The 26,385-nt window shown below is 70.4% G+C and carries 22 protein-coding genes and 1 pseudogene; 10 read left to right on the forward strand and 13 right to left on the reverse strand.

All coding sequences use genetic code 11. From position 1 onward, the window contains the following. Window positions 1–4: 4 nt before the first annotated feature. Window positions 5–3,853: a multifunctional oxoglutarate decarboxylase/oxoglutarate dehydrogenase thiamine pyrophosphate-binding subunit/dihydrolipoyllysine-residue succinyltransferase subunit gene (locus ACQ86M_RS02010; RefSeq protein ID WP_431246866.1), complete on the reverse strand. Its 3,849-nt coding sequence runs from the start codon at window positions 3,851–3,853 to the stop codon at window positions 5–7. A 136-nt stretch (window positions 3,854–3,989) separates the two neighbouring features. On the opposite strand from ACQ86M_RS02010, the gene ACQ86M_RS02015 reads away from it, so the two are divergent. After that, on the forward strand, window positions 3,990–5,429 hold the full coding sequence (locus ACQ86M_RS02015; RefSeq protein ID WP_431220500.1) for a GuaB1 family IMP dehydrogenase-related protein: 1,440 nt from the start codon (window positions 3,990–3,992) through the stop codon (window positions 5,427–5,429). Window positions 5,430–5,516: 87 nt separating this feature from the next. Here the strand turns inward: ACQ86M_RS02015 and ACQ86M_RS02020 are convergent, their stop codons facing one another. From ACQ86M_RS02020 to ACQ86M_RS02035, 4 genes are all read right to left on the reverse strand, one after another. After that, window positions 5,517–6,950, reverse strand: coding sequence for a DHA2 family efflux MFS transporter permease subunit (locus ACQ86M_RS02020; protein ID WP_431246867.1), 1,434 nt, complete (start codon window positions 6,948–6,950; stop codon window positions 5,517–5,519). 80 nt (window positions 6,951–7,030) lie between these two features. Then, window positions 7,031–7,582: a TetR/AcrR family transcriptional regulator gene (locus ACQ86M_RS02025; protein WP_431246868.1), complete on the reverse strand. Its 552-nt coding sequence runs from the start codon at window positions 7,580–7,582 to the stop codon at window positions 7,031–7,033. A gap of 61 nt (window positions 7,583–7,643) precedes the next feature. Then, the gene (locus ACQ86M_RS02030) at window positions 7,644–8,681 is read right to left on the reverse strand and encodes a hemolysin family protein (protein ID WP_431246869.1); all 1,038 of its coding nucleotides are present in this window, start codon (window positions 8,679–8,681) and stop codon (window positions 7,644–7,646) included. Next, window positions 8,674–9,990 carry a hemolysin family protein gene (locus tag ACQ86M_RS02035; protein ID WP_431247839.1) on the reverse strand — a complete coding sequence of 439 codons (1,317 nt, stop codon included), beginning with the start codon at window positions 9,988–9,990 and terminating at the stop codon, window positions 8,674–8,676. The genes ACQ86M_RS02030 and ACQ86M_RS02035 overlap by 8 nt, the downstream gene beginning before the upstream one ends. Window positions 9,991–10,234: 244 nt before the next feature. Here ACQ86M_RS02035 and ACQ86M_RS02040 point away from each other — a divergent pair, with 244 nt between their 5' ends. Then, complete coding sequence (locus tag ACQ86M_RS02040) at window positions 10,235–10,612, forward strand: VOC family protein (protein WP_431220504.1); 378 nt, start codon at window positions 10,235–10,237, stop codon at window positions 10,610–10,612. A gap of 7 nt (window positions 10,613–10,619) precedes the next feature. On the opposite strand, the gene ACQ86M_RS02045 is transcribed toward ACQ86M_RS02040, so the two are convergent. Beyond that, window positions 10,620–11,702 carry an NADH:flavin oxidoreductase/NADH oxidase gene (locus ACQ86M_RS02045; RefSeq protein WP_431246870.1) on the reverse strand — a complete coding sequence of 361 codons (1,083 nt, stop codon included), beginning with the start codon at window positions 11,700–11,702 and terminating at the stop codon, window positions 10,620–10,622. A gap of 226 nt (window positions 11,703–11,928) precedes the next feature. Here ACQ86M_RS02045 and ACQ86M_RS02050 point away from each other — a divergent pair, with 226 nt between their 5' ends. Together ACQ86M_RS02050 and ACQ86M_RS02055 are read left to right on the forward strand one after the other, a co-directional pair. Further along, window positions 11,929–12,825 carry a hypothetical protein gene (locus tag ACQ86M_RS02050; protein WP_431246871.1) on the forward strand — a complete coding sequence of 299 codons (897 nt, stop codon included), beginning with the start codon at window positions 11,929–11,931 and terminating at the stop codon, window positions 12,823–12,825. Between the two features lies 1 nt (window position 12,826). Continuing rightward, window positions 12,827–13,210, forward strand: coding sequence for a hypothetical protein (locus ACQ86M_RS02055; RefSeq protein ID WP_431246872.1), 384 nt, complete (start codon window positions 12,827–12,829; stop codon window positions 13,208–13,210). A gap of 24 nt (window positions 13,211–13,234) precedes the next feature. On the opposite strand, the gene ACQ86M_RS02060 is transcribed toward ACQ86M_RS02055, so the two are convergent. Next, entirely contained in the window at window positions 13,235–13,858 is a 624-nt protein-coding gene (locus tag ACQ86M_RS02060) for an HAD family hydrolase (protein WP_431246873.1), read from the reverse strand. A 75-nt stretch (window positions 13,859–13,933) separates the two neighbouring features. Here ACQ86M_RS02060 and ACQ86M_RS02065 point away from each other — a divergent pair, with 75 nt between their 5' ends. The 4 genes and pseudogenes from ACQ86M_RS02065 to ACQ86M_RS02080 all read left to right on the forward strand — a co-directional run bounded on the left by ACQ86M_RS02065 (window position 13,934) and on the right by ACQ86M_RS02080 (window position 18,096). Then, window positions 13,934–14,791 carry an ADP-dependent NAD(P)H-hydrate dehydratase gene (locus ACQ86M_RS02065; RefSeq protein WP_431246874.1) on the forward strand — a complete coding sequence of 286 codons (858 nt, stop codon included), beginning with the start codon at window positions 13,934–13,936 and terminating at the stop codon, window positions 14,789–14,791. Window positions 14,792–14,853: 62 nt separating this feature from the next. Further along, the gene (locus tag ACQ86M_RS02070) at window positions 14,854–16,191 is read left to right on the forward strand and encodes a glycosyltransferase 87 family protein (RefSeq protein ID WP_431246875.1); all 1,338 of its coding nucleotides are present in this window, start codon (window positions 14,854–14,856) and stop codon (window positions 16,189–16,191) included. 67 nt (window positions 16,192–16,258) lie between these two features. Beyond that, window positions 16,259–16,554, forward strand: a pseudogene (locus tag ACQ86M_RS02075) (thiamine-binding protein); the annotation flags it as partial. Window positions 16,555–16,815: 261 nt separating this feature from the next. Continuing rightward, window positions 16,816–18,096 (forward strand): MFS transporter, encoded by a 1,281-nt coding sequence (locus ACQ86M_RS02080; protein WP_431246876.1) that lies wholly within the window; start codon window positions 16,816–16,818, stop codon window positions 18,094–18,096. Between the two features lie 122 nt (window positions 18,097–18,218). Here ACQ86M_RS02080 and ACQ86M_RS02085 read toward each other — a convergent pair whose 3' ends face one another. From ACQ86M_RS02085 to ACQ86M_RS02105, 5 genes are all read right to left on the reverse strand, one after another. Continuing rightward, window positions 18,219–18,872, reverse strand: a complete 654-nt coding sequence (locus tag ACQ86M_RS02085) for a response regulator (RefSeq protein ID WP_431220512.1) — start codon at window positions 18,870–18,872, stop codon at window positions 18,219–18,221. A 32-nt stretch (window positions 18,873–18,904) separates the two neighbouring features. Beyond that, window positions 18,905–20,014 carry a hypothetical protein gene (locus ACQ86M_RS02090; RefSeq protein WP_431246877.1) on the reverse strand — a complete coding sequence of 370 codons (1,110 nt, stop codon included), beginning with the start codon at window positions 20,012–20,014 and terminating at the stop codon, window positions 18,905–18,907. A gap of 103 nt (window positions 20,015–20,117) precedes the next feature. Then, on the reverse strand, window positions 20,118–21,284 hold the full coding sequence (locus tag ACQ86M_RS02095; protein WP_431220514.1) for a sensor histidine kinase: 1,167 nt from the start codon (window positions 21,282–21,284) through the stop codon (window positions 20,118–20,120). Window positions 21,285–21,299: 15 nt separating this feature from the next. Next, window positions 21,300–22,505: a homoserine O-acetyltransferase MetX gene (gene metX, locus ACQ86M_RS02100; protein WP_431246878.1), complete on the reverse strand. Its 1,206-nt coding sequence runs from the start codon at window positions 22,503–22,505 to the stop codon at window positions 21,300–21,302. Window positions 22,506–22,644: 139 nt separating this feature from the next. Next, a complete protein-coding gene (locus tag ACQ86M_RS02105; RefSeq protein WP_431220516.1) occupies window positions 22,645–23,967 on the reverse strand; it encodes a bifunctional o-acetylhomoserine/o-acetylserine sulfhydrylase in 1,323 nt (440 codons plus the stop codon). Window positions 23,968–24,109: 142 nt separating this feature from the next. On the opposite strand from ACQ86M_RS02105, the gene ACQ86M_RS02110 reads away from it, so the two are divergent. Further along, the gene (locus tag ACQ86M_RS02110; RefSeq protein ID WP_431246879.1) at window positions 24,110–24,889 is read left to right on the forward strand and encodes an SDR family oxidoreductase; all 780 of its coding nucleotides are present in this window, start codon (window positions 24,110–24,112) and stop codon (window positions 24,887–24,889) included. A 5-nt stretch (window positions 24,890–24,894) separates the two neighbouring features. Beyond that, window positions 24,895–25,596: a potassium channel family protein gene (locus tag ACQ86M_RS02115; protein WP_431220518.1), complete on the forward strand. Its 702-nt coding sequence runs from the start codon at window positions 24,895–24,897 to the stop codon at window positions 25,594–25,596. Here the strand turns inward: ACQ86M_RS02115 and ACQ86M_RS02120 are convergent, their stop codons facing one another. Continuing rightward, on the reverse strand, window positions 25,597–26,307 hold the full coding sequence (locus tag ACQ86M_RS02120) for an aminoglycoside adenylyltransferase domain-containing protein (protein WP_431220519.1): 711 nt from the start codon (window positions 26,305–26,307) through the stop codon (window positions 25,597–25,599). Between the last annotated feature and the right edge of the window lie 78 nt (window positions 26,308–26,385).

A 26,385-nucleotide genomic window follows, 5' to 3' on the forward strand; every position in this document is an offset into this window, starting at 1 on the left:
CGGCCTACAGCGTGAGCGCGCGCTGGATGAGGATCGACTGCTCCTGCGCGTGACGCTTCGCCGAACCCGCGGCCGGGGACGCCGACGGCGGACGCGACACGACGCCGAGCGGGCGCGGTCCGAGTTTGGAGGTCTCCAGGATCATGAACGGCCAGGCGCCCTGGTTCTCCGGCTCGTCCTGCACCCACACGAGTTCCGCGTCGGGGTAGGAGTCGACCACGGCCTTGAGCTCGTCGCCGGGCAGCGGGTAGTACTGCTCCACCCGCACCAGCGCGATCTCGGGGTTCGGGTGCTTCTCCAACTCGTTGAGCAGGTCGTAGTAGAGCTTCCCGGCCATCAACAGGACGCGCTTCACCGAGCCCTTGTCGGTGATCCGCTGGTCGTCGATCACCGGCTCGAAGCGCCCGCTCGTGAAGTCCTCGACGTTGCTCGAGGCGCCGCGGAGGCGGAGCATCGCCTTGGGCGTGAACACGACGAGCGGACGGCGCGGCCGGGCGTAGGCCTGACGGCGCAGCAGGTGGAAGTACGACGCCGGGGTGGACGGACGCGCGACGGTCATGTTGTTCTCGGCGCACAGCTGCAGGTAGCGCTCGATGCGGGCGCTGGAGTGGTCCGGTCCCTGGCCCTCGTAGCCGTGGGGGAGGAGCAGCACCAGCGACGACCGCTGGCCCCACTTCTGCTCGGCGGAGGAGATGAACTCGTCGATGATGATCTGGGCGCCGTTGGCGAAGTCGCCGAACTGCGCCTCCCAGAGCACCAGCGCATCCGGCCGCTCGACCGAGTAGCCGTACTCGAAGCCCATCGCGGCGTACTCGCTCAGCAGCGAGTCGTAGATCCAGAACTTCGCCTGGTTGTCGCTGAGGTTCGCGAGCGGCAGCCACTCCTGCCCGTTGACCCGGTCGTGGAGCACCGCGTGGCGCTGCACGAAGGTGCCGCGGCGGGCGTCCTGGCCGGCGAGGCGCACCGGCGTGCCCTCGACCAGCAGGGAGCCCAGGGCGAGCAGCTCGCCGAAGCCCCAGTCGACGCCACCGTTGCGGCTCATCTCGCTGCGCTTGTTGAGCAGCTGCTGGAGCTTGGGGTGCACGGTGAATCCGGCGGGCGGGTTGTTGAACGCGTCGCCGATCATGTGGATGACCTGCTCGCTCACCGCCGTCGTGTCCGGCTCGCCCACGTTGTCGTTGGCGTCCTGCTGGTGCGCCTGCTCGAGGTCTCCGGCGTCGCCCGGGGTGAGGACCGGCGTCGGGGTCGTCTGCGCCGCGTGCGTCTCCATGAACGCGCGCTCCAGGCGGTCCTGGAAGTCGCGATGCGCCTGCTCGTACTCCTCTTCCGTGATGTCGCCGCGGCCGACGAGCGCCTCGGTGTACAGACGGCGGACCGAGCGCTTCGCCTCGATGAGGCTGTACATCAGCGGCTGCGTCATCGACGGGTCGTCGCCCTCGTTGTGACCGCGGCGGCGGTAGCAGACGAGGTCGATGACGACGTCGCGCTTGAACTCCTGGCGGTACGCGAAGGCGAGCTCCGCGACGCGGACCACGGCCTCCGGGTCGTCGCCGTTCACGTGGAAGATCGGCGCCTGGATGGTCTTGGCCACGTCCGTCGAGTACACCGACGACCGGCCCTCGCCGGGGGGCGTGGTGAAGCCGACCTGGTTGTTGATGTTGACGTGGATGGTGCCGCCGGTCTTGTAGGCGCGCAGCTGCGACATCTGCATCTGCTCGACCACGATGCCCTGGCCGGCCATGGCCGCGTCGCCGTGGATGAGGATCGGCAGCGTCAGGAAGGTGCCGGCGGGGCGGCGGTCCTGCTTGGCGCGGACGATGCCCTCGAGCACGCCGTCGACGGCCTCGAGGTGAGACGGGTTGGCCGCGAGGTACACGGGGATCTCTTCGCCGCCGGCTCCCTTGAAGGTGCCCTCGGTGCCGAGGTGGTACTTGACGTCGCCGGAGCCCTGGACCGTCTTGGGGTCCTGCGTCCCCTCGAACTCGCGGAAGATCTGGCCGTACGTCTTGCCGGCGATGTTCGTCAGCACGTTGAGGCGCCCGCGGTGGGCCATGCCGATCGCGACCTCGTCCAGCTGCGCCTCTGCGGCGCCCTGGATGATCGCATCCAGCAGCGGGATGGTCGACTCGCCGCCCTCGAGGCTGAACCGCTTCTGCCCGACGTACTTCGTCTGCAGGAAGGTCTCGAACGCCTCGGCCTCGTTGAGCTTGCCGAGGATGCGCAGCTGCTCGTCGTGCGTCGGCTTCTGGTACGGCCGCTCCAGCTTGTCCTGGAACCACTTGCGCTGCGCCGGGTCCTGGATGTGCATGTACTCGATGCCCACCGTGCGGCAGTACGAGTCGCGGAGCACGCCGAGGATGTCGCGGAGCAGCATCTTGCGCCGGTCGCCGCCGAACTGGCCGGTGACGAACTCCCGGTCGAGGTCCCAGAAGGTGAGCCCGTGGTTCTCGATCTCGAGGTCGGGGTGCGACCGCTGCTTGTACTCCAGCGGGTCGATGTCGGCCATCAGGTGGCCACGCACGCGGAACGAGTTGATCAGCTCTTGCACGCGGGCGGTCTTGTCGACGGCGCTGGCCAGGTCGACCGAGATGTCCGGGTTCCAGTGGATCGGCATGTACGGGATGCGCAGCGCCGCGAAGATGTCCTCGTAGAAGTTGCGCTTGCCGATCAGCATCTCGTGCACGATCTTCAGGAACTCGCCGGAGCCGGCGCCCTGGATGACCCGGTGGTCGTAGGTGCTCGTGAGGGTGATGGTCTTGCCGATGGCGAGTCCGGCGAGCGTCTTCTCACTGGAGCCCTGGAACTCGGCCGGGTACTCGAGCGCGCCGGCGCCGATGATCGCGCCCTGGCCCTTCATGAGGCGCGGGACGGAGTGCACCGTGCCGATGCCGCCCGGGTTGGTGAGCGAGATCGTGGTCCCCGCGAAGTCGCCCGCGGCGAGCTTGTTGTTGCGGGCCTTGCTGACGAGCTCCTCATAGGCGGCGAGGTACTCGCCGAAGCGCATGGTGTCGGCGCGCTTGATGCTCGGCACGAGGAGGGCGCGCGTGCCGTCGGGCTTCGGCAGGTCGATCGCGATGCCGAGGTTGATGTGCGCGGGGGCGACGACGGACGGCTTGCCGTCGACCTCGTCGTAGTAGACGTTCTGGCTCGGGAACTCCTTGAGCGCCTGGATGAGCGCCCAGCCGATGAGGTGCGTGAAGGAGACCTTGCCGCCGCGGGCGCGCTTCAGGTGGTTGTTGATGACGATGCGGTTGTCGATCAGCAGCTTGGCCGGGATGGTGCGCACGCTGGTCGCGGTCGGGACGGTGAGCGACGCATCCATGTTGGTCGCCAGCGTCTTCGACATGCCACGGAGCGGGGTGACCTTGTCCTCCTCGGCGGCCTGGACGGTCGCGTTGGGGGCGGTCACCGGCGCGTCGGCGGGGACGGGGGTCGGCTTCGGGGCGACGGAAGTCGTGCGTGCGACGGGCTGCTGGCCGATCACCGGGATGGGAGTGGTGACGGGCTTCGGCTCGTTCGGATGCGGGGCCGGCGCTCCGCCGGCGGGCGGGGTCGGCGCGGTCGGTTCGGAGGGGGCCGGAACCGTCGGCTCGGCCGGGGTCGGGACGGTCGGCTCGGCCGGCGTCGGAACCGTCGGCTCCGAGGGGGTCGGCGCGGGCGTCTCATCCGGCGACGGGATCGAGTCGTCCTTCACCGCCGGGTGGTAGTTCTCGAGGATCGGCCACCACGACTTGTCGACCGAGTTCCTGTCGTGGACGAACTGCTCGTACAGTTCGTCGACCAGCCACTCGTTGGCTCCGAATTCGCCCGCGGCGCCGTCTTCGGTTCCGACTCCGGTCAATTGGCTCGACACAGCCGATCGCCCACTCTCTCCGTTGATCTCGCTTCGTCCGGGCGGCGTTCGACCACCCGCTTCCATCCGAACATCAAGCCTAATCCCATCGGTACTCCGGTGCGGGCGCGCAGCCGAGCGGGATAGCGTTATTCCCATGCAGTTCTATGGAACGTCGCCCCGCCACGACCTCACCTATTCCGACGTGTTCCTCGTGCCCTCGCGCTCGAACGTCACCAGCCGTCTCGACGTGTCCCTGGCGCCGAACGACGGCACCGGTGCGACCATCCCGATCGTCTCGGCCAACATGAACTCGGTGACCGGCAAGCGCCTGGCGGCGACGCTCGCCCGGCGCGGCGGACTCGGGGTGCTGCCGCAGGACATGCGCCTGCAGGATCTGGACGATGCGATCCGCTGGGTGAAGGCCCAGCCGGTCGCACTCGACACCCCCTACGACGCCCGCCCGGAGGAGACCGTCGCAGACGTGCTGCGCCGCGTCCCCGCCGTCGAGGGCCACGGCATCGTGGTGAGCGACGCCTCCGGCGCCTACCTCGGCTGCCTCGCCGCCATCCAGCTCGGCTCGGCCCTTGCCGACGCGCGGATCGGCGACCTCCTGCACGGCGCTCTGACCTCGCTCGACGCGGAGGACGTCACCGACGGGCGCTCGGCGTTCCGGGTGATGGATGCGGCCGGGCTGGAGTTCGCTCCGGTCCTCGAGCACGGCCGGGTGGTCGGCACCCTCTCGAAGCGCAGCGCCCTGCGCTCCACGATCTACACACCGGCCCTGGATGCGCACGGCCGACTGCGCGTCGCCGCGGCTGTCGGCATCAACGGCGACGTGGCGAGCAAAGCCAAGGCGCTGGCTGCGGCCGGTGTCGACGTGCTGGTGATCGACACGGCGCACGGCGACCAGGACGGCATGATCCGCGCCATCAAGACGGTGAAGGCGCTCGACCTGGGCCTGCCGATCGTCGCCGGCAACGTCGTCACCGAGCAGGCCGTCCGCGACCTCGTCGCCGTCGGCGCCGACATCCTCAAGGTGGGCGTCGGACCGGGCGCCATGTGCACCACCCGGATGATGACCGCCGTCGGCCGCCCGCAGTTCTCGGCCGTGCTCGAGACGAGCGCGGCCGCCCGCGAGCTCGGCGCCCACGTCTGGGCGGACGGGGGAGTGCGGTACCCGAGGGATGTCGCGCTCGCGCTCGCCGCGGGCGGCGCCTCCGTCATGATCGGCTCCTGGTTCGCCGGAACGATCGAGGCGCCCGGCACCCTGAACCGGGATGCGAAGGGCGCGCTCTACAAGGAGAGCTGGGGCATGGCGTCCACCAAGGCCGTCAAGGGGCGCTTCGAGCGGCTCGACGCCTACGAGCTCGCCCGCAAGGAGCTCTTCGCCGAGGGCATCTCGAGCTCGAAGATCTACCTCGACCCGCTGCGTCCCTCGGTCGAGGACCTGCTGGACATGATCACGACCGGCGTCCGCAGCTCGTTCACGTACGCCGGCGCCCGCTCGCTCCCGGAGTTCCACGAGCGCGCGCTGGTCGGCATCCAGTCGGCGGCGGGCTACGAGGAGGGCAAGGCGCTCCCGGTCAGCTGGTAGCGCGGGGCACGCACGCGACTGCGGCGGTGGGGAACGTCTGCGGTGCTGCGCGCACCCGCAGCCGCTCCGAACCGCCGCAGTCGTGTTTCAGCGGGACCGTACGAGCGTGGTGACTAGAGCGCCGATGCCGGCGAGCACGGCCACGCCGAGGAACAGGAGCAGGAATCCGCCCGCCGTCGCGGAGTCCGCGCCCGCGCCGGCGGCGGCCAGAGCCGAGGTCTGCGCTGCAGCGAGGCCACCGAGGATCGCCAGCCCGAGCGCCCCGCCGATCTGCTGCGCCGTGTTGACGAGGCCGCTGGCGAGACCGGACTCCGCCTCGGTCACCCCGCGGACGGCGAGCTGAGTGGCGGTGACGAAGGTGGCGCCCAGCCCGAGCCCGATGACGACGCTGGGAAGCAGGAAGCCCAGGATGAAGCCCGCGCCGCCGGCGAGGGCGAACCAGACGACACCGGCGGCGAGCACGATGAGCGCGCCGGCGAGCGTGGGCCGCAGACCCGCCCGGGATACGATCGCGGGCACCGCGCCGGCGATGCCGACGAGGGCGAGTGCCAGGGGCAGCTGGCTGAGGCCGGCCGAGAGTGCATCCAGGCGCAGCACCTCCTGCAGGTAGACCGAGAGGGCGAAGAACAGCGCGACGGTGGCACCGCCGACGACCAGCATCACTAGGTCGCCCGCGAGCGCGTCTCGATTGCGGAAGAAGCTGAACGGCAGCAGTGGATGCGAGACGCGGCGCTCGATGAGCACGAAGGCCGTGAGCAGGGCGATCGCTGAGACCGCGAGCCCGAGCACGATCGGGTGCGTCCAGCCGAGGGTGCCTCCTTCGCTGAGGGCCGCGACGGCCGCGGCGAGCCCGATGGTCGCCGTCGTAGCGCCCGCCGCATCCATCCGTTCGGCCGAAGCGACACGGTCGCGCGTGATGAGGAGCGGGATGGCGACGACGACCAGGATGCCGACGGGCACGTTGACGAAGAAGACGGCAGGCCATCCGAAGCTCGCGGTGAGCACTCCGCCGAGCAGCACGCCGGCCGCGCTGCCCATTCCCGCCACTGCGCCCCACAGCCCCAGGGCCTTGCCCCGGGCCGCGGCGTCGGGGAAGAGCTGCGTCAGCAGCGCGAGGGACGCGGGCGCCAGCAGGGCGGCAAACGCCCCCTGAACCGCGCGCGCCGCGAGGAGCATCGTGCCGTCGATCGAGAGCCCGGCCGCCAGGGAGGCGAGGGCGAAGCCGGCGACACCCACGAGGAACACGCGCCGGTGGCCGAACCGGTCGGCGAGTCGGCCGCCGAGCAGCAGCAGGCCGCCGAACGGCAGCACGTACGCCGTGACGACCCAGGCGAGTGCGGCGGTGTCGAGCCCGAGCGCCGCGCCGACGGAGGGGAGTGCGATGTTGACGATGGAGGCGTCGAGCACGACCAGGAACTGGGCGAGCGCGAGCACGGCCAGAGCCCACCAGCGGTGCCGGCTGCGCGCGGTCGCGCCGGGGGCGGGAGCAGTGGTGGGAGGGGCAGGTCGGGTGGTGTTCAAGGTGGAGTTCCTTTCGTAGTGAGTGATTGGTCAATCACTCTGAGGGCCGTCCGAATGGTGCGGATGGATTTCAAGGGAGGTCAGGAGTGGCGGATCCCCTTGGTGAGCGCTCGCGCCCAGGCGTCGGGGATGTCGTCGAGCCCGGCGGTGACGATGAGGTGGCAGAGCTGTCCCCAGGCGATGAAGTGCTGCACCGCCTCCCCGTCCGCCCCCGAGCGCTCGGTGACGAATCGGGTGATCCGGGCGAGCCCGTGGCGGAGCGCCGCCTGGATCGCAGGCACGTCGGAGGCGGACTGCGCGTGGACCTGGAGCATCAGGAGCGAGCGATCGGCGATGAGGTCGGCGTACGCCTGGCCCATCGCGTCGAGGATCTCGGCCGGCGTGCCGTCGCTCTGCGTGCGGGCGCCTGCCTCGAGCGCCCACTCGATGCGCTCGAAACAGCGCTCGAGGGCCGCCACGAACAGACTCTCCTTGCCGGGGAAGAGTTTGAAGACGTACGCCGGCGAGATGTCGGCGTGCGCGGCGATCGAGGCGATCGGCGTCCCCAGGTACCCGCTCGCGGCGAAGACGGCGATGGCGCTGTCGAGCACCGCCTCGCGACGGTCGTCTGCGGTGGAGAGCGTTCGGGCCATGTGAGTGACTGTACACTCACTCTTCGCGCGCGGTCAAGGACGAAGGCCGAGCACGTGCCCCTCAGCTCCGCCGGGTCGCGTCCTGCACCTCGCCGACGAGCTCCTCGATGATGTCCTCGAGGAACAGCACGCCGGCGGTCGCGCCCTCACCGTCGACCACCCGCGCGAGGTGGCTGCCGGAGCGGCGCATGGTCGCCAGGGCGTCCTCCAGGTCGCTGCCCGAGAACACCGTGGCGAGGCGGCGGACGCGCTTGCCCGGGACGGGGAGCTCGAAGCCGGTCTCCTCGAGGTCGAGCACGTCCTTCAGGTGGAGGTAGCCGGTCGGCTCGCCGTCGGCGTCCGGCACCACGTAGCGCGAGAAGCCGTGCTTGGCGACCGCCTTCTCCACATCCGACGGGGTCGGCGCCGCGGGCAGGGTGACCAGCGCGTCCAGCGCGACCGCCACATCCCGCACCTTCTTCTCGGTGAACTCGAACGCTGCCGTCAGAGCGCCCGTGCGGTCGGTGAGCACGCCCTCGCGCGTCGACTGCGAGACGATGGTCGCCACCTCGTCGAGCGTGAAGGTGCTCGCCGCCTCGTCCTTCGGCTCCACCCGGAACAGGCGCAGCACGGCGTTGGCACTGGCGTTGAGCGCCACGATGATGGGACGGACGGCGCGGCCGATCCCCACGAGCGGGGGAGCCAGCAGAAGGGCCGCCTTGTCGGGCATCGAGAACGAGATGTTCTTGGGCACCATCTCGCCGAAGACGACGTGGAGGAACGACACCACCACCAGGGCAACGATGAACGCGATGGTGCCGATGACCTCCTCCGACCATCCCGTCGCGTGCAGCGGCACCTCGAGGAGGTGGTGGATGGCCGGCTCCGAGACGTTCAGGATCAGCAGCGAGCACACGGTGATGCCGAGCTGCGTCGTCGCGAGCATGAGCGTCGCGTGCTCCATGGCGAACAGCGCCGTCTTGGCGCTCCGCTTGCCGCGCTCGGCCAGCGGCTCGATCTGCGAACGGCGCGCGGAGATCACGGCGAACTCGGCGCCGACGAAGAACGCGTTGACGGCGAGCAGCACCACCAGCCAGGCGAGCCCGGCCCAATCACTCATGGGCGGCCTCCTCGCCTTCGGCGGTCACGGCGACCGGGTCGGGGGTGTAGCGGATGCGGTCGACGCGGCGGCCGTCGAGCCGCTCGACGCGCAGGGTGCCGCCGCCGATGACGACCTCGTCGCCCACCTTCGGCAGCCGGCCGAGCTCGTTCATGACGAAGCCGGCGACGGTCTCGTACGGACCCTCCTCCGGCACGGTCACACCGGCCCGTTCCTCCAGCTCGTCGGGGCGCAGGATGCCCGGGAACGTGATCGAGTCCCGTCCGCGGATCACCCCGGCGCGCGTGCGGTCGTGCTCGTCCGCGACCTCGCCGACGATCTCCTCGACCAGGTCCTCGAGCGTCGCGATGCCGGAGGTGCCGCCGTACTCGTCGACGACGATCGCCAGCTGGTACCCGCGGCCGCGCAGCTCGCCCAGCAGCGTGTCCAGATTCATGGTCTCAGGCACGCGCAGCGGATCCGTCATGAGCGCGGAGACCGGGACGCGCGAGCGGCGCTGCCGGGGCACCGCGATCGCCTGCTTCACGTGGACGACGCCGAGCACATCGTCGATGTCGTCCCCGATCACGGGGAAGCGCGAGTAGCCCGTCCTGCGGGCGAGATCGCTGACCGCCTGGGCGGGGTCGGTGCGCTGCACGGCCTCGATGCGGGGGCGCGGAGTCATCACGTCGGAGGCGTCGCGGCTCGAGAACGCGAGCGTGCGGCTGAGCAGCGTGGCCGTGTCCTCCTCCAGGACGCCGGCGCTCGCGGAGCGGCGCACCAGCGACGACAGCTCGTCCGCGGTGCGCGCGCCGGAGAGCTCCTCCTTCGGCTCGATCCCGAGCAGGCGCAGGAAGCCGTTCGCCGTGCCGTTCAGCAGCTTGACGAAGGGGCGGAAGACTGCGGTGAACACGGTCTGGAAGGGGATGACGAGCCTGGCCGTCGCGAGCGGGAGCGCGAGGGCGAAGTTCTTCGGGACGAGCTCGCCGAGGATCATCGAGAGCAGCGTGGCGACCGCGATAGCGATGACGGTCGCGATCGGCATGACGGCGCCCTCGGGCAGCCCGGTCGCCGTCAGGGGCCCGCGGAGCAGCGAGCTGATCGCGGGCTCCATCGTGTAACCGGTGAGCAGCGTGGTCAGCGTGATGCCCAACTGCGCGCTCGACAGGTGCGTCGAGGTGATCTTGAGGGCGGCGATCGTCATGGTGAGCCGGGACTCGCCGCGTTCGCGACGGGCCTCGAGGTCTCCGCGGTCGAGGTTGACCAGCGCGAACTCGCTGGCGACGAACAGGCCCGTCCCGACCGTGAGCAGCAGGCCGACGGCCAGCATGATCCACTCAGAGAGCACGGCGCTCACCTCGCACGCTCAGACACGGGCGCGCCGTCGGGAATGGGCTACTAGAGGGAGGGTCGTCCATTTGCTCGTCAGTATATCGAGCCGCGATGAGCCGCCTGCGGGAGTTCTCAGGCGGATTCACAGGCTGATGCCGGGGCCGCGCTAGACCACCCGTTCCAGGTAGCCCCTCCGCGCGTCGGCCGGCGTAACATCCCGCCCGGATGAAGGAGGAATCATCATGTTGGAGTCATGCGTCACATACTCCGTCCTTCCTGCCTCCGACCTGCGGCGGGCCACCGAGTGGTACCGCGACAAGCTGGAGCTCGAACCGGAGCGCACGACCGAGGGCGGTGTGCTGTACGGCACCGGCTCGGAGTCGAAGATCTTCGTGTACGAGACCGGGAACGCCGGCACCGCGCAGAACACCGCGATGTGCTGGCTGGTGCCCGACATCGAGGCCACGATGGCGCACCTGCGCGAGCGCGGGGTCGTCTTCGCGGACTACGACTTCCCGGGCCTGAAGACCGAGAACGGGATCGCCACCGACGATATGGGCCGGTCGGCCTGGTTCCAGGACAGCGAGGGCAACTACCTCTGCCTCACGGAGCAGGCCTGACCGGGGGTCAGCGCCGCCAGCGGGCGCGGTCGTACTGCGGCGGCCAGTAGCCGATCTCGACGCCGAGTTCATGCGCGGCCCGCAAAGGGAAGTGCGGGTCGCGCAGGAGTTCGCGCGCCAGCATGACGGCGTCGGCCCGGCCGCTCTCCACGATCTCGGCCGCCTGCTGAGGCGTCGTGATGAGCCCGACCGCGCTCACATCCACCTCGGACGTGCTGCGCACGTGGTGCGCGAACGGGACCTGGTAGCCCGGCTCGACGGGGATGCGGATGCCCGCCTGGATGCCGCCGCTCGAGATGTCGAAGAAGTCGGCGCCCGCCTCTTCCGCCCACGTGGCGACCGTCGCGGTCTGGTTCTCGTCCCAGCCGCCCTCCGTCCAGTCGCTGGCCGAGAACCGGACGAACAGCGGAGCGTCGCCCGCCTCCTCGCGCACGGCGGCGACGACGCGCAGCAGCAGCCGCGCGCGGTTCTCGAGCGAGCCTCCGTACTCGTCCGTGCGGTGGTTGCTGATCGGCGACAGGAACTGGTGCAGCAGGTAACCGTGCGCGGCGTGGATCTCAAGCACGCGGAATCCCGCCTCGAGCGACCGCCGCGTGGCCGAGCGGAAGTCGTCGACGACAGCGTCGATGCCGGCGGCGGCGAGTTCCTGCGGGGTGTCGAAGCCCTCGAAGGGGATGGCGGACGGCGCGACCGCCTTCCAGCCGCCCTCGCTCTCGGGGACGGTGCCGACGTGACCCTCGAAGCCCCAGGCCGGCCAGGTCGACGCCTTGCGGCCGGCGTGCGCGAGCTGGATGCCCGGGACGGCTCCCTGCTCCTCGATGAACGCCACGATCGGCCTCCACGCGTCGAGCTGCTCGTCCGTCCAGATCCCGGTGTCGCGCGGGCTGATCCGCCCCTCGGGGCTGACGGCGGTCGCCTCGGTGAAGACGATTCCGCTGCCGCCGGTGGCGAAGGCGCCCAGGTGCACCAGGTGCCACGTGTTGGGGATGCCGGACTCGTCCAGCACGGAGTACTGGCACATCGGCGAGGTCCAGATGCGGTTGCGGACGGTGACGCCGCGCAGGGTCAGGGGGTCGAAAAGGGAGGGCATACCTTCATCTAAGACCCGAGCGCTTCGAGATATGCCCGGAGGTTCTGCGGAGTCGTGAAGACGTGGCCCGTCACGATCCGCATCCCCGGGCGTCGGTATGGGTGACAGGTTCTCTGGCCTGTTGCGATCGCGAACGAAGTCGCTTCCGGACTGACCGGGTGAGCGGCAACGGTTCGCACGCTCGATGCCGAGCGAAAGGGCCTCCCCGATGCGGAAGTCTCGCGTTGTGAAGTTTGCATTGACATTGGTTGCTCTGAGCGGAGGAGGGGCCGTACTCACCGGCTTTGCTCCTGTGGATTCCGACATCATGAACGCCGCGGATGCGCTGGCGGCGATAGAGCGGGTCGCGCCCGAGGTGGTGGAAGAAGCCGCCGCTACCAGCGTGGGCGACCTAACGGCCGCCGCCGCCGCGACGGTGAACGGCGTCGAGGTGGTCCTCCCCGTCGACGCACGCGACGGGATCTCCATCGGGGGCGCCAAGGTGGGGCTCCCGTTCGCCGGACAGGCCGATGATGCCACGCCATCGCCAACGGCCGGTGTTGTGGCATACGACAACAACAATGGATCCACAACTGTCCCTGTGGTTCACAACGACGGACGTGTTCAGATCACCACGGTGATCCACGACGCGGATGCGCCGAAACGCTACGACTACCAAATGGCACTTGGTAGCGGTCAGAGACTGCTGGCGGACCGGGACGGTTCTGCCCGCGTCGTCGATGACTCTGCCGAGACGCTGTTGACGATAGCTGCGCCCTGGGCGAGGGATGCATCGGGCAACGACGTTCCGACGCACTACGAGATCACCGGTGACACGCTGACTCAAGTCGTCGACTTCGACGGATCGACCGCGTTCCCTGTGGTCGCGGACCCCAGCTATCGGTTGTACACGATCCACTATTCCCGGTCCGACGTGGAGCAGATGTGGAGAATGATGAACAACATCAACAACGTCTGTCATTACATTCCTCTGCCGTACTTGGGAGCGCTGTCGTGCGGCGCGCCGGCAAACCTCGCCACAGCGATAACGCGTGCTCACTACCAGGCTAAGAAGATCGACGCCGTTTACCATGCTTGCGGCTACAACTACTGCTCGTACTACACCTATTCGGTGGTGAGCTGAGGTGCGCGTCCGTGTCGTCTCACCTGTCAGCAAGGCGGCCTACGTCGTCGTAGTCTTCGCGCTCGTCATCCTCGTCACGGTGCCCCTCGGAGCATTCTGGCCAGCGCTGGGCGCGCTCTGCGGGACGGCGGTGGTCCTTACGGCGGTCATCGTCGCGGCCAGGTGCTTCCGTGGCGAGGATGAGCCGGTCGACCCGCCCCGCCCCTGGTGGAAGATGGCGGACGCCCCAGCTGCAGGGTTCGTCTGGGCTGTGCTGTTCGCCGTCGGAGGCGTGTCCAACATCGCCGCGCAGGGGGCCGGTCTGGTCACCGGGTGCGTCAGCCTGACGATCGCGGCCGCGTACGCGGCTTCGGCGGTGTGGCGGTCTTCGTGCGCCCGACGATGAAGCGAAGCCGATGATCGCCCGATGTCACGTCTGGGCGGCGAGCGCTTCGAGATATGCCCGGAGCTTCTGCGGAGTCGTGAAGACGTGGCCCGCGATGCCGAGGGATTCGGCGCCGCGCACGTTCTCCTCCTTGTTGTCGATGAACACCGTCTGCTCGGGGGTCACGCCGAGCTCGGACATCACGTGCTCGAAGATCTCGGCGCTCGGCTTGATGGTGCCCAGCTCGCCGCTGACGAACACCTTCTCGAAGAGGTCGCCGAGCGTGCCGTGGCGGAAGTAGGAGCCGAAGTCGCGCCCGGCGTTCGACAGCAGCGCCATGCGAGTGCCGCCGGCGCGCAGGTCGAGCAGCACGTCGAGCGTGTCGTGGTCGATGCTGAGCCAGCTGCGGAAGTCCGCCAGCCACAGGCGGTGGATGGTCGCATCGCCCCAGCTCTCGCCCAGCTCGCGCTCGATGCCGCGCCAGTACGACTGGATGCTCAGGGTGCCCTGGTCGAGGGCGTTGCGGTGCCGCCAGTAGGCCGGCCAGAACACCTGCGAGTCGCCGCCGGCGAGCTCGACCAGCGCCGCGCGGTCCTCCTCGGTCGGGGTCACGGAGATGACCTCGCCGTAGTCGAACACGATCACCTTTCCGGGGATGCTGATCGCCATGCTCTCAACCTATCGTGAGGTCGGAGGGGGTTCGATGGGGGCACCGATGTCAGGGCGAGCGAGTGGAGGCGGCGGATGACCGATTGGCAGGAGTGGGGCGAGCAGGATGCGGCGCGCTGGATCGCCGTGCCGCAGGATTCGAGCGACAAGTACTCGCGCGGCGTGCTCGGGGTGGTGACCGGGTCCGAGCGGTACCCGGGCGCGGCCGTGCTGAGCGTCGAGGGCGCCTCGCGCACCGGCGTCGGCATGATCCGGTACCTGGGGGCCGATCGGCCCGCGGATCTCGTGATGCGGCGCCGGCCGGAGATCGTCACCGCGCCCGGGCGGGTGCAGGGCTGGCTGATCGGGTCCGGCATGGATGCGTCCTCGCGTCCCGAGGACGACGCGCAGCGGCTGCGCACCGCTCTGCGCGACGGCACGCCCCTGGTGATCGACGCGGGAGCGCTCGACCTCGTGGGACGGGCGGCGGCGCCGGTGATCGTGACCCCGCACTACCGCGAGCTCGCGACCCTCCTCGCGTCGCGGGCCGACGACGACTCCGACGCGGTGACGGCCGACGACATCGCGGCGGATCCGGCGGACTGGGCGATGCGCGCCGCGGACAGCCTCGGCGTGACGGTGCTGCTCAAGGGACACACCACGTACGTCGCGGCGCCCGGCGGCCCGCGCTACGCCGTCACCGCCGGTCCGGCCTGGCTGGCGACGGCGGGGGCGGGGGACGTGCTGGGCGGGGTGCTCGGCGCCCTCGTGGCGACGCACGCCCGGGAGATCGACGAGGACGGCCACGCCGCGCTCGCCGCCCTGGGCGCGACCGCCGCCTGGGTGCACGGGCGGGCGGGGGAGCGCGTGTCGGACGGCGGCCCGATCGTCGCCCTCGACATCGTGGGTGGCATCCCCGGGGTCGTGCGCGACCTTGCCCGGGCGGCCGGCTGACCGCAAGCGTCCGCTGTTCAGGGGCCGGATCCACGCATCCCCTAGGATGTGGCGCTATGGGGATGGAAGCGGCACCGTTGCGTGCCCCGGCGACCCCGCATCCGGAGCCGGGCACACTGTCCCGCATCCTCCACAGCCCGCTGTCGCTGTGGATCGGCTTCCTCGCGGTCCACCTCTTCATCAGCGGGCTCGCGCTCATCGACGGCAAGGGCCTCGGCGACGTCTTCCTCGTCTACAAGCCGTGGGCGCAGCTGGCCGCGCAGGGCACGCAGATCGTCGGGGTGAACTCCGACTGGGTGTACCCGTTCGGCGCGATCGTGCCGATCATGCTCCCGCTGCTGTTCGGCGCGGACGGTTACGTCTGGGCGTGGCTCAACATGGTGATGCTGCTCAACGCCGCCGCCTTCGCCGTGCTCATCGTCGGGCGCGAGCCGCGCCGCCTGGTCGCGGCCTGGTGGTGGCTGGCGTTCCTGCTGCTCCTCGGGCCGATCGCCGTCGGCCGGCTCGACGCCGTCTCCGCTTCGCTCGCCATCGTCGGGCTCCTCTGGCTGACCCTGCACGAGCGGGCGGCCGTCGTGGTGCTCACCATCGCGACGTGGATCAAGGTGTGGCCGGCCGCCATCCTCCTCGCCGCGGTCGTGGCGCTGCGCTCGCGCTGGCACATCGTGCTCGTCGCCGTTGCGACGTCGGTCGTGATCGCGGCGGTGCCGCTCATCTTCGGCGCCGGGTGGCACATCCTGAGCTTCATCACCATGCAGACGGACCGGGGCCTGCAGATCGAGGCGCCGGTCAGCTCCATCTGGATGTGGCAGGCGGCGTTCCACGTTCCGGGGGCCGAGGTCTACTACGACCGCAACCTGCTGACGTTCCAGGTCAGCGGTCACGGGACGGGCGTGGCCGGCAGCCTCATGAACCCCCTCTTCGCCCTGACCGCCGTGGTCGTGACGCTGATCGGGGTGCGGGCGCTCCGGCGCGGCACGCCGTACACGCGCATCCTGCCGGAGCTGTCGCTCGCGTTGGTGACCGCCTTCATCGCGTTCAACAAGGTGGGGTCGCCGCAGTACGTCGTGTGGCTGGCCGCGCCCGTCGTCATCGGTCTCGCCTACCAGGGCCGCGGTTTCCGCACGCCGGCCATCCTGGTGCTCGCGACCGCCGGGCTGACGCAGGTGTTCTATCCGTTCCTCTACGACCTGCTGCTCGGCGTGCCGCAGCCGGTCATGGTCGCCGTGCTGACCCTGCGGAACCTCATGTACTTCGTCATCCTCGGGTGGACCACCGTGGCGCTCTGGCGCCGTCGGCACCGCCAGGAGGCGGCCGGCGATCTGGTGCCGGCCCACGCCTGGCCCTTCCGTTCGGAGCCCGGCGCGCACGCGGAACCGGTCGGCGGCGATCCGCGCTGACCCGGCCACGGGCACGGGATCGGTGACATGATCGAGGTGCACTGTCCGTCCTTCCGAAGGAGGAATCATGCTGGTGGCGTTCTCTGTGGCCCCGAGCGGCGGTGAGGGGCGGACGCGTCGGTGCACGACGCCGTCGCCGCGGCCGTGCGCGTCGTGCGCGAGTCGGGGCTCCCGAATCACACGGACGCGATGTTCACGACCATCGAGGGGGAGTGGGACGAGGTGTTCGACGTCGTCCGGCGCGCCACCGAGGCCGTCGGCCGGTTCGGCACGCGCGTGTCCCTGGTGCTGAAGGCGGACATCCGCCCCGGCTACACCGGCGAGCTCGACGGCAAGGTGCAGCGGCTCGAGGCGGCGCTGGAGCGGGGGACTGACGTGGACTACACCTCCTGGATCTGGGCTGCGTTCGGGCTGTTCGTCTACTTCGGGCCCCTCCTCGTCGTCGTCGCCGTTCTGGTCGGCGGAGTTCTGCTCGGCTGCGTGATCGTCGCCGTCGTCGGCGCCATCCGCACGGGTGTCACACCCCCGGAGGAGACGCGGGATGTGGATGTGGCGGAGTTCTTCGAGGAGCAGCGGACCGCGGCGGTGGCCGCGGGTCGAAACGATTCGATATAGGCTGGGCGGGTGACCCCGCTTCTTGACGGGCCGACGAAGCTGTCGTCGGCCCGTATTCGTCTTGCCCTGCTGGCGCTGGCCCTGGGCGGCTTCGGCATCGGCTCCACCGAGTTCGTCGCGATGGGCTTGCTGCCCAACATCGCGCACGACCTGCTGCCGCAGCTCTACGCCGTGTCGTCGACCGCCGCCAACGCACAGGCGGGGTGGGTCATCTCGGCCTACGCCCTGGGGGTGGTGGTCGGCGCTCCGACCATCGCCGCCCTCGCCGCGCGCTGGCCGCGCAAGAAGCTGCTGCTCTGGCTGCTCGTCGCATTCACGGTCGGCACGATCGCCTCGGCCCTGGCTCCGACCTTCCAGCTGGTGATGCTCGCGCGCTTCGTCTCGGCGCTGCCGCACGGCGCCTACTTCGGTATCGCCTCCCTGGTCGCAGCCTCCCTGATGGGACCGGGCAAGCGCGGGCGCGGGGTCGCATTCGTCCTCTCCGGGCTGACGATCGCGAACGTGATCGGTGTGCCGTCGATCACCTGGCTCGGGCAGCACAGCGGGTGGCGGGTGGCGTACCTCGTGGTCGCGGCCATCTTCGCGCTGACCTTCGTCGCGGTCGCTCTCCTCGTGCCGTGGCAGGCCGGCGACGCGAAGGCGACCATGCGCAACGAGCTGCGGGCGTTCACGCGGCTGCAGGTGTGGCTGGCGCTGCTCATCGGTGCGATCGGTTTCGGCGGCTTCTTCGCGGTCTACACGTACATCGCGCCGATCGTCACCACGGTGACCGGGATGCCGGAGGCGACCGTTCCTCTCGTGCTCATCGTCGCGGGTCTCGGCATGACGGTGGGCAACCTGCTCGGCGGCCGGGCGGCCGACCACAGCGTCAAGAACAGCATGCTGTTGTTCTTCGCCGTGCTCCTGGTGGGCCTTGCGGCGCTGTGGCTGACTGCATCCACCATCGTCGGGCTCGTGATGTCGGTGTTCGTGGTGTCGGGCGCGTGCGCGGCACTGTCGCCGACCATCCAGACCCGGCTGATGGATGTCGCGCACGACAGCCAGTCGATCGCCGCGGCGCTCAACCATTCGGCCCTGAACATCGCGAACGCCACCGGAGCGGCGCTGGGCGGCCTGACGATCGCCGCCGGGTTCGGGTACCTGTCGCCCATCGTCGTCGGCGCGGTTCTGGCCGTCGCCGGCGTCGCCCTCGCGCTGCTGTCGTTCTCGATCGACCGCTCGCGCGAGCGCCGCGGCGTCGACACCGGCGTGGTGCACGCCCAGCGCCCGGCGCCGGTCCCCATCGACTGATCCCACCTTCGGCTGGCCCCACCGCCGAGTACGCGAAGACTGCACGCTCCCGGCGGGGAAACGTGCAGTCTTCGCGTACTCGATGGCGGGCGGAGGCCCGGCGCGTCAGTCGTTCCGGCGCGTCAGTCGTTCTGGAGGAGGATGCCGTCCTGGATGGCGCGCTTGCGCAGAGCGACCTTCGTGCCGACGTCATAACCCGCGACCCGGTACTTCTCGCGGATGCGCTTGAGGTAGCTCTTCGCCGTCTCGTCGGAGATCCCCAGCTGGAAGGCGACCGCCTTGACCGGCTCGCCCGCTCCGTACAGCGCCATGACGCGGCGCTCCTGCGCGCTCAGCTTCGGGGCGCCGCCGATCTCGCCGGCGTTGAGCGCCAGGTCGAGTTCGGCCGAGATGAACGACTCGCCCTTGCGGGCGGCGCGGATCGCCTCGACGATCATCTCCGCATCCTCGCTCTTCACCAGGTAGCCCATGGCGCCGGCGGCGAGAGCCTCGCGCACGACGGCCGGCTCCGAGTACGTGCTCATGAGCACCGTCGCCACGCCGGTCGTCTTCAGCGTCGAGAGCTTGAGCGAGATCGGGATGTTGTCCTTCAGATCGAGGTCGAGCAGCACGACGTCGACCGGGAACTCGGGGTGCGTCAGCAGCTCGGGCCAGCTCGCGACGGCGGCCACCATCCGGATGTCGTCCGCGGCACTGCGGATCCATTCCGTCAGCGCCCCGAGGAGCATCTTGTGGTCGTCGACGATCGCGATGCGGATCGGCGGTTCCTCGCCCATGGCGTGCCTTTCTCTCTCCCGGAGCGGCTGGGTCAGCCCAGTTCCGCGGAAGTGTCGCGCACCGTCGTGATCTCGATGGTGAGCGCCGCTCCGGAGAACGACTCGACGTAGCGCCCCACTTTACGGATAGCTTGCCATGCCGCGGGGTCTACCCCGTTTCGCGGCACACCGCTCGTCGTGATCACGATCGACATCGTGGCCCCCGGATTGGCGGTGCGCGGATACGTCCCGACCGGGCGCGAGAGGTCCAGCGTGAGCGTGCGCGGCTGGCCGGCGCCCGTCCGCACGGGGTCGCTGATGAGCAGCCAGACGGCGGTCAGGAGGCCATCGCGCTGGTCGCGGTTGAGGCCCGCGGCGAGGCCATCCGGGTCGGTGAGCGTCACCGAGGGCCCGAGCAGCGCCGACTCGGTGACCGCGTGGTAGAGCCACGTCTCCTTGCGGCCCTGGATGAGGTGGAGCCGCAACTCGGTGGCGATACTGGCCGCCGCGTCCGCCGTGTCCTCGTCGAGGGGCAGCGACGTGCGCCCGGTGGCGACACCGTCGAGCAGCCGCTCGGCGGCCAGGTCGAGGCGTGCGAGCTCCTCGGAGGCCAGCATCCCGATGGCGTAGCCGGGGGAGACGACGGTGCTCTGCACCTGAACCAGGTCGAGCTCGAGCTGCACGAGGGTGCGCAGCGACCGGACGATCTGCACGCCGACCAGCGGCGGCGCGACGGCGATCGCGACCGTGACGAATCCCGGCCCGAGCAGCTGCAGGTCGGGCAGCGCGCGCCAGACCACGGTCACCGCGAGCACCGCGCCGAGGACGGTGGTTGCCAGGACGATGTCGCGCGCGGGACGGACCGGGGCGCAGAGCAGCAGGGCGGGGCCCACCGCGGCCGCGGCGGTCAGCGGGATGACGGACCCGCCGATCGGCCAGGTTCCGGCGATGTCCAGGGCGACGGCCCCGGACCAGATGGCGAGACCGCTCAGGAACAGCCAGAGTGGCAGCTCGTTCGGCAGGCGGAAGCGGAGCACCAGCGCCGCCACCAGGCTCAGCGCGATCAGGGCCCAGGCGGCGACCGTCAGCCCGATCAGGTGGTACTCGGGCACGTTGAGCGCGAAGAGCACGAGCAGGAAGGCGATGAGCGCGACGGAGGCCACGTTGAAGCCCAGGTCGAGGCGGGCGCGGCCGAGCGCATCCCGCTCGTCACCGGCGGCCCCCGGGCGATCGGGTTGCGCGGCACCGTGCGCTCGTCGAGGGTCGTCACTTCGGCACCTCCAGCACAACGGTCGTCCCGCTGCCGGGCGACGAGAACAGGCGGGCGTTCCCGCCGACATCGCGCAGCCGCGCCACGATCGACTCGGTGAACCCCAGGCGCCCGGTGTCGATCGTCTCCACGTCGAAGCCCTTCCCCGCGTCGGTGACCATCGCGCGGACGTTCGTCTCGTCGTCCGTGATGGTCACGTGGGCCTCGTTCACGCCGGAGTGACGGCGCACGTTCTCCAGGCATTCGCCGAGCGCGAGCAGGAAGGCGTCGAGCACATCCGAGGGGAGCAGCACCTGGCCGGCGCCGTGCCAGTTGACCTCCAGCCCCATGCGGCGGAAGCGCTGCTTGACCGACTCGAGCGTCTTGCCGAGGGTGGACTCCTCCACCGGTTTGAGCTTGTAGTCGCCCGACCGTGCCGGGTCGGGGGTGAAGCCGAGCCGTAGCTGCCGGAGCAGGGCCGCATCCTCGGCCGCCTGCTCGCGGAGGGCGCCGTGGCTGACGCCGACGCCGGAGTGCGCCAGGAGGGTGAGCGTCGCGAGCACCGTGTCGTGGAGCAGCCGCGCGCTCTGCCGGCGGCGCGCCTCCGTCTCGCTGGCCTGGCGCTCGACGCGGTAGGCCCGGCTCATCGTCGAGATGCGCTTCAGCGTGCGCGGGACGGTGCGCGAGAGCCAGATCCCGGTCGCCGTCAGGGCGACCCAGCCGGTCACGGTGAAGACGAGGGCCTCGGTCATGCGCGAGCCGGTCATCCCGAGCGTGCCGACGAGGGCCGCCAGCGTCGCCACGGCGGAGATGACGAGGAGCAGCACGCGGGAGCGGGAGGTGACGCAGAGCACGCAGATGCACGCCACGGCGGCCGCTCCGATGACGCCGACGGCGCTCACGGCCGACGGGCCGAGCGGGGTGCCCGGGAGCAGGTGGATGAGGATGAGCGCGACGCCCGCGACCGCGATGACGCACATCCACATCGTCAGTCGGAGCAGCGTCGTGAGCTGCCACTGCGCGTAGCCGAGGCAGGCCACGAGCACCAGGGAGGCGAGGTACAGCGGCAGCGGCAGCGAGCCCGGCACGCTGAGGCAGAGCAGCGCGGTCGCCGTGGCGGTGAGCCCGACGGTGCGGGCCGTCGAGGCGAGGAGACGATCACGCTCCTTCTGGATGCGCGACATGCCCTCCACCCTCCGTCACTCCGCGAACAACCGCCTCAGCTGTGCGCTGACCGCGTCGTCTTCGATCAGGAACCCGTCGTGGCCGAAGTCCGACCGGATCACCACTGGCACTCTACCGTCCAGCGTGTCCGGAACATGGTAGGCGATCTGCTCCTGTCCCTCGACGGGGAAGAGCCGGTCGCTGTCGATGCCGACCACCAGGGTCCGCGCGGTGACGCGCGAGAGCGCGGCGGCGAGCCCGCCCCGGCCGCGGCCGACGTCGTGGGAGTTCATCGCCTCCACCAGCGTGATGTAGCTGTTGGCGTCGAAGCGGCGCGTGAACTTGTTGCCGTGGAAGTCGAGGTACGACTCGACGGCGAACCGGCCGCCGCCTCCGAGCGGGCTGATGCCGCTCTGCCAGGCGCGCTCGAACCGCACGTTGAGTTCGGACGGGCTGCGGTAGTTGAGGAGCGCCATGCGCCGCGCGAGCGCCAGCCCCCGGTGCGGGCCGTCGCCGTCGTCCGCGTCGTAGTACTGGCCGCCGCGGAACAGCGGGTCGGTGCGGACGGCCTCGATCTGCACGGAGTTCAGCGCGATCTGGTCGGCGGTGGAGTGCGGCGGAGCGGCGATGACCGCGAGGCGCTCGACCCGATCCGGGAAGGACACGCCCCACTCCAGCGCCTGCATGCCGCCCATCGAGCCGCCGACGACGGCCGCCCAGCGGTGGATGCCGATCGTGTCGGCGAACGCGGCCTGGGCGTTCACCTGGTCGCGGATGCTCGTGAACGGGAAGCGGGCGCCCCACTCGGCGCCGTCCGGGGCGAGGGAGGCGGGACCCGTCGTGCCCTGGCATCCGCCGAGCATGTTCGGGACGACGACGAACCAGCGGTCGGTGTCGATCGCCTTGCCGGGGCCGATGATGGCCTGCCACCAGCCGGCGGTGCGGTGGCCGGGACCGGCCGGACCGACCGCGTGCGAGTCGCCGGTGAGGGCGTGCAGCACCAGGACGGCGTTGTCGCGCTCCGGAGACAGATCACCCCAGGTCTCGTAGGCCACGCGGACGAACGGGAGGCTCTCGCCGCTCTCGAAGGAGAATGCGCCGATGCCTGCGAACTCACGGTCGCCCGGGGCGTCGGACTCCTTCCAGGCGCCGCTCGCCGGCGGCTTGCCGAGCAGCGTCCGCGCCTGGGCCTCCGTGATGAAACTCGACGGCGCCGTGTCGGCGGATGTCTGCCACTCCATGCGCACCATTCTTCCCGAGCGCGTGCCTCAGCAGCGCTGTGTTACGCCGCGCTCATCCGGGCGCCCCGCCCCGAGTACGCGAAAACTGCACGCGGAAGCGGGTTCCGCGTGCAGTCTTCACGTACTCGATGGTGGCGGGTTACGCGCGAGCGGCCTCCGCGACCGAGCGGGCGGCGGCGAGGCCGGCGGTGAGGTCCGCCTTGAGGTCGTCGATGTTCTCCAGGCCGACCGAGAGGCGCACCAGACCCGGGGTCACGCCGGCGGTCAGCTGCTGCTCCGGCGTCAGCTGCGAGTGCGTGGTCGAGGCCGGGTGGATGACGAGGCTGCGGACGTCGCCGATGTTCGCCAGGTGGCTGAACAGCGACAGGTTGTCCACGAGCGCCGCGCCCGCATCCACACCGCCCTTGAGCTCGAACGAAAGCACCGCGCCGACGCCCTTGGGGGCGTACCGGTTGGCGGCCGCGTACCACGGGCTCGTCGGCAGGCCGGAGTAGTTCACCGAGGCGACGTCGGGGTGCGCCTCCAGGAACTCGGCGATCTCCTGCGCGTTCTGGGTGTGGCGCTCGACGCGGAGGGAGAGGGTCTCGATGCCCTGGATGAGCTGCCAGGCGCTCGCCGGCGCAATCGCCGCTCCGAGGTCGCGGAGCAGCTGCACGCGCGCCTTGATGATGTAGGCGAGGCCGTCGCCGACCGCCGTCGTGTAGCTGGCGCCGTGGTACGACGGGTCCGGCTCGGTGAGCCCCGGGAACTTCTCGACGTTCTTCGACCACTCGAACTTCCCGCCGTCGACGATGACGCCGCCGATCACGGTGCCGTGGCCGCCGAGGAACTTGGTGGCCGAGTGCACGACGATGTCGGCGCCGTGCTCGAACGGGCGGATGAGGTACGGCGTCGCGATCGTGTTGTCCACGATCAGCGGCACGCCGGCCTCGTGCGCGATGTCGGCCACGAGCGCGATGTCGAGGATGTTGATCTTCGGGTTGCCGATGGTCTCGGCGAAGAACAGCTTGGTGTTCGGGCGGACCGCGCGGCGCCACTCCTCGGCGTCGTCCTGGTTCTCGACGAACGTGGTCTCGATGCCGAGCTTCGCCAGCGTGTACTTGAACAGGTTGTACGTGCCGCCGTAGATCGAGCTGGACGACACGATGTGGTCGCCCGCCTGCGCGATGTTCAGCACGGCGAAGGTCTCGGCCGCCTGGCCGGACGCGACGAGGAGGGCGCCGGTGCCCCCTTCGAGAGCGGCGACCCGCTCCTCGACGACGGCCTGGGTGGGGTTCTGGATGCGCGTGTAGATGTTGCCGAACTCGGCCAGCGCGAACAGGTTCTTCGCGTGCTCGGCGTTGTTGAACACGTACGACGTGGTCTGGTAGATCGGCGTGGCGCGCGCGTTGGTCACCGGGTCGGGTGCGGCTCCGGCGTGGATCTGCTTGGTCTCGAACTGCCATTCGGCGGCGTCGGTCATGGCGTCTCTCCTTCGGGTGCTTCGGGCGCGGGAGCGCGAGGTCTGCTGGGCGGTCGGCTGCCGCCATCCCCTGCAGGCTAGACGCGCCGCCCCGCGCGGGCAACGTATCCGAAACACGCCGTAACCCTGGACAATGAGCATCATGAGCAGACGCGTGGTCGTGACGGGAGCGAGTTCGGGCATCGGGGCGGCGACGGTCCGCGCCTTCCGCGAGGAGGGCTGGGACGTGCTCGCGGTCGCCCGGCGCGAGCACCGCCTCCGCGCGCTCGCCGAGGAGACCGGCGCGGAGTACGTCGCGGCCGACCTGACCAAGCAGGACGACGTCGATGCGCTGCGCGACCACCTGGCGGCGACCGGCGGCATCCACGCGCTGGTGAACAACGCGGGCGGCGCTCACGGGCTGGACTCGGTGGAGTCGTCGAGCATCGACGACTGGGTGTGGATGTACGAGATCAACGTCATCGCGACCAAGCGCGTGATCTCGGCGCTGCTGCCGCTGCTGCGGGAGGGCGCCGCCGCGTCCGGCCACGCCGACATCGCCGTGGTGACCTCCATCGCCGGCCTCACCGCGTACGTCGGCGGCGGCGGGTACAACGCGGCGAAATTCGCCGAGCACGCGCTCACGGAGGTGCTCCGGCTCGAGCTGAACGGCGAGCCCATCCGCGTGGTCGAGGTGGCGCCGGGGATGGTGGCGACCGAAGAGTTCTCGCTGGTGCGGTTCGGCGGCGACCAGGCCCGCCGCGACGCGGTCTACGAGGATGTGCCCGAGCCGCTCTCCGCCGAGGATGTGGCCGGGACCATCGTCCACGCGCTGACCCTTCCGCGGCACGTCGACCTCGACCTGATCGTCGTCAAGCCGGTCGCGCAGGCCGCGCCCTACCGCCTCCACAAGGGCGAGCTGAGGGTGAAGAGCGGGGACTGACGCCGATGAGGATCGCGGACGACGTCAAGCGGGAGCGCTGGGAGCGGGCCACAGGCTGGCCCACGATGCTGGCGTCGTTCGCGTTCCTCATCGCGTACTCGTGGAACATCCTCGACGACCGGCCGACCGCGCAACTTCACACCACGCTGGTCGTGGTGCTCGTCTCGGTGTGGGCGTTCTTCCTGCTCGACTACGTGGTGCGGCTCGTCCTCGCCGAACACAAGCTGAACTTCGTCCGGCACTCGCTGATCGACCTGTTCTCGGTGTTCATCCCGCTGGTCCGGCCGTTCCGGCTGCTCACCGGGCTGCGCCGGGTGCCGGCGCTGCGCGGCAACACGGCGGCGCACCTCCGCCGCCGGGTGGTCATCATCGCCGGAGTGAGCATCATCATGTTCATCTACGTGATCGCGCTCGCCGAGTTCCGCGTGGAGCGCTACGCCGACGGGGCGAACATCAAGAGCTTCGGCGACTCCATCTGGTGGGCGTGCGTCACGATGGCGACGGTCGGGTACGGCGACTACTACCCGGTGACGGTTCCCGGGCGGGTGCTCGCGGTCATCCTGATGATGGGCGGGATCGCCATCGTCGGCACCGCGAGCGCGACCATCGTCAGCTACCTGAACGACCGCACTCAGCACCTCCGCCACCGCGAACAGCGCCCCGACGGCACGGACCAGCCTTCCAGCCGGAGCGACGACGCCGGCTGATCAGCCCTCCGCCGCCGCCACGCACTTGCGCAGCAGCGCCACGGCCTCGCGCCCGTCCTGCGCAGTGAACTCCTGCCGTTCGCCGGCGCGGTCGCGCACCACCCGGTCGAGCAGGTCGGCGTGCTCGGGCCAGCGCTCCGCGGCGAAGGACGCGGCGGCCGTCTTCGACAGCACCTCGCCGGTCTCGAGCGTGGCGGCCATGCGGATCGGGCCGAAGGCGACCCAGCGGACCGTCTCGGCGCGCACCGGTCCGTCGTCCGGCCGCTCCGACAGCTCCCGCTCGACGCCGTCGCCGACGTCCTGCCAGTAGCCGCGCAGGTTCTCGCGCGAGAACTCCACGACGCCCTCGGCCGCGCGCGGGTGGCGGTCGGAGACGGGCGTCCAGATGACGTCGCCGCCGTCCACGACGCCCTGCACGCCCGACTCCAGCTCACGCCAGGTGAGCCAGCTCAGCTGCGCACCGGCCAGCTGAGAGACGAGCACGCCCTCCACCACCTGCGGCGCGGTCTCGATCACGTCAGGGCCGCGAGCGATCTCCGACTCGGTCAGGTAGACGCCGTCGATGTGCGGGTCGGAAGCGGCGTGCAGCTCGGCCAGCGCGGGGAGGTCGTCCACCGGGTCGCGGGTGACCACGAAGACGACGTCGATGTCGCTGACGCCGGGATGCCAGTCGCCCGCGGCCGCGGAACCGGTGACCACCGCGCGGCTCACCAGCCCGGGGGCTCGGCGGCGCTGCTCGAGGAGGAAGCGGGTGAGGGCGTCGGCGACGGGGGAGGGAGCTGCTCGGAC

This window comes from Leifsonia xyli subsp. cynodontis (genome assembly GCF_050632205.1).
Taxonomy (GTDB): domain Bacteria; phylum Actinomycetota; class Actinomycetes; order Actinomycetales; family Microbacteriaceae; genus Leifsonia; species Leifsonia xyli_D.

Excerpts from the sequence above, each read along its gene's own strand:
- ACQ86M_RS02015 (WP_431220500.1), top strand. The coding sequence starts at position 3,990 with ATGCAGTTCTATGGAACGTCGCCCCGCCACGACCTCACCTATTCCGAC.
- ACQ86M_RS02025 (WP_431246868.1), bottom strand. The coding sequence starts at position 7,582 with ATGGCCCGAACGCTCTCCACCGCAGACGACCGTCGCGAGGCGGTGCTC.
- ACQ86M_RS02030 (WP_431246869.1), bottom strand. The coding sequence starts at position 8,681 with ATGAGTGATTGGGCCGGGCTCGCCTGGCTGGTGGTGCTGCTCGCCGTC.
- ACQ86M_RS02035 (WP_431247839.1), bottom strand. The coding sequence starts at position 9,990 with ATGCTGGCCGTCGGCCTGCTGCTCACGGTCGGGACGGGCCTGTTCGTC.
- ACQ86M_RS02040 (WP_431220504.1), top strand. The coding sequence starts at position 10,235 with ATGTTGGAGTCATGCGTCACATACTCCGTCCTTCCTGCCTCCGACCTG.
- ACQ86M_RS02045 (WP_431246870.1), bottom strand. The coding sequence starts at position 11,702 with ATGCCCTCCCTTTTCGACCCCCTGACCCTGCGCGGCGTCACCGTCCGC.
- ACQ86M_RS02060 (WP_431246873.1), bottom strand. The coding sequence starts at position 13,858 with ATGGCGATCAGCATCCCCGGAAAGGTGATCGTGTTCGACTACGGCGAG.
- ACQ86M_RS02065 (WP_431246874.1), top strand. The coding sequence starts at position 13,934 with ATGACCGATTGGCAGGAGTGGGGCGAGCAGGATGCGGCGCGCTGGATC.
- ACQ86M_RS02070 (WP_431246875.1), top strand. The coding sequence starts at position 14,854 with ATGGAAGCGGCACCGTTGCGTGCCCCGGCGACCCCGCATCCGGAGCCG.
- ACQ86M_RS02085 (WP_431220512.1), bottom strand. The coding sequence starts at position 18,872 with ATGGGCGAGGAACCGCCGATCCGCATCGCGATCGTCGACGACCACAAG.
- ACQ86M_RS02095 (WP_431220514.1), bottom strand. The coding sequence starts at position 21,284 with ATGTCGCGCATCCAGAAGGAGCGTGATCGTCTCCTCGCCTCGACGGCC.
- metX (WP_431246878.1), bottom strand. The coding sequence starts at position 22,505 with ATGGAGTGGCAGACATCCGCCGACACGGCGCCGTCGAGTTTCATCACG.
- ACQ86M_RS02105 (WP_431220516.1), bottom strand. The coding sequence starts at position 23,967 with ATGACCGACGCCGCCGAATGGCAGTTCGAGACCAAGCAGATCCACGCC.
- ACQ86M_RS02110 (WP_431246879.1), top strand. The coding sequence starts at position 24,110 with ATGAGCAGACGCGTGGTCGTGACGGGAGCGAGTTCGGGCATCGGGGCG.
- ACQ86M_RS02115 (WP_431220518.1), top strand. The coding sequence starts at position 24,895 with ATGAGGATCGCGGACGACGTCAAGCGGGAGCGCTGGGAGCGGGCCACA.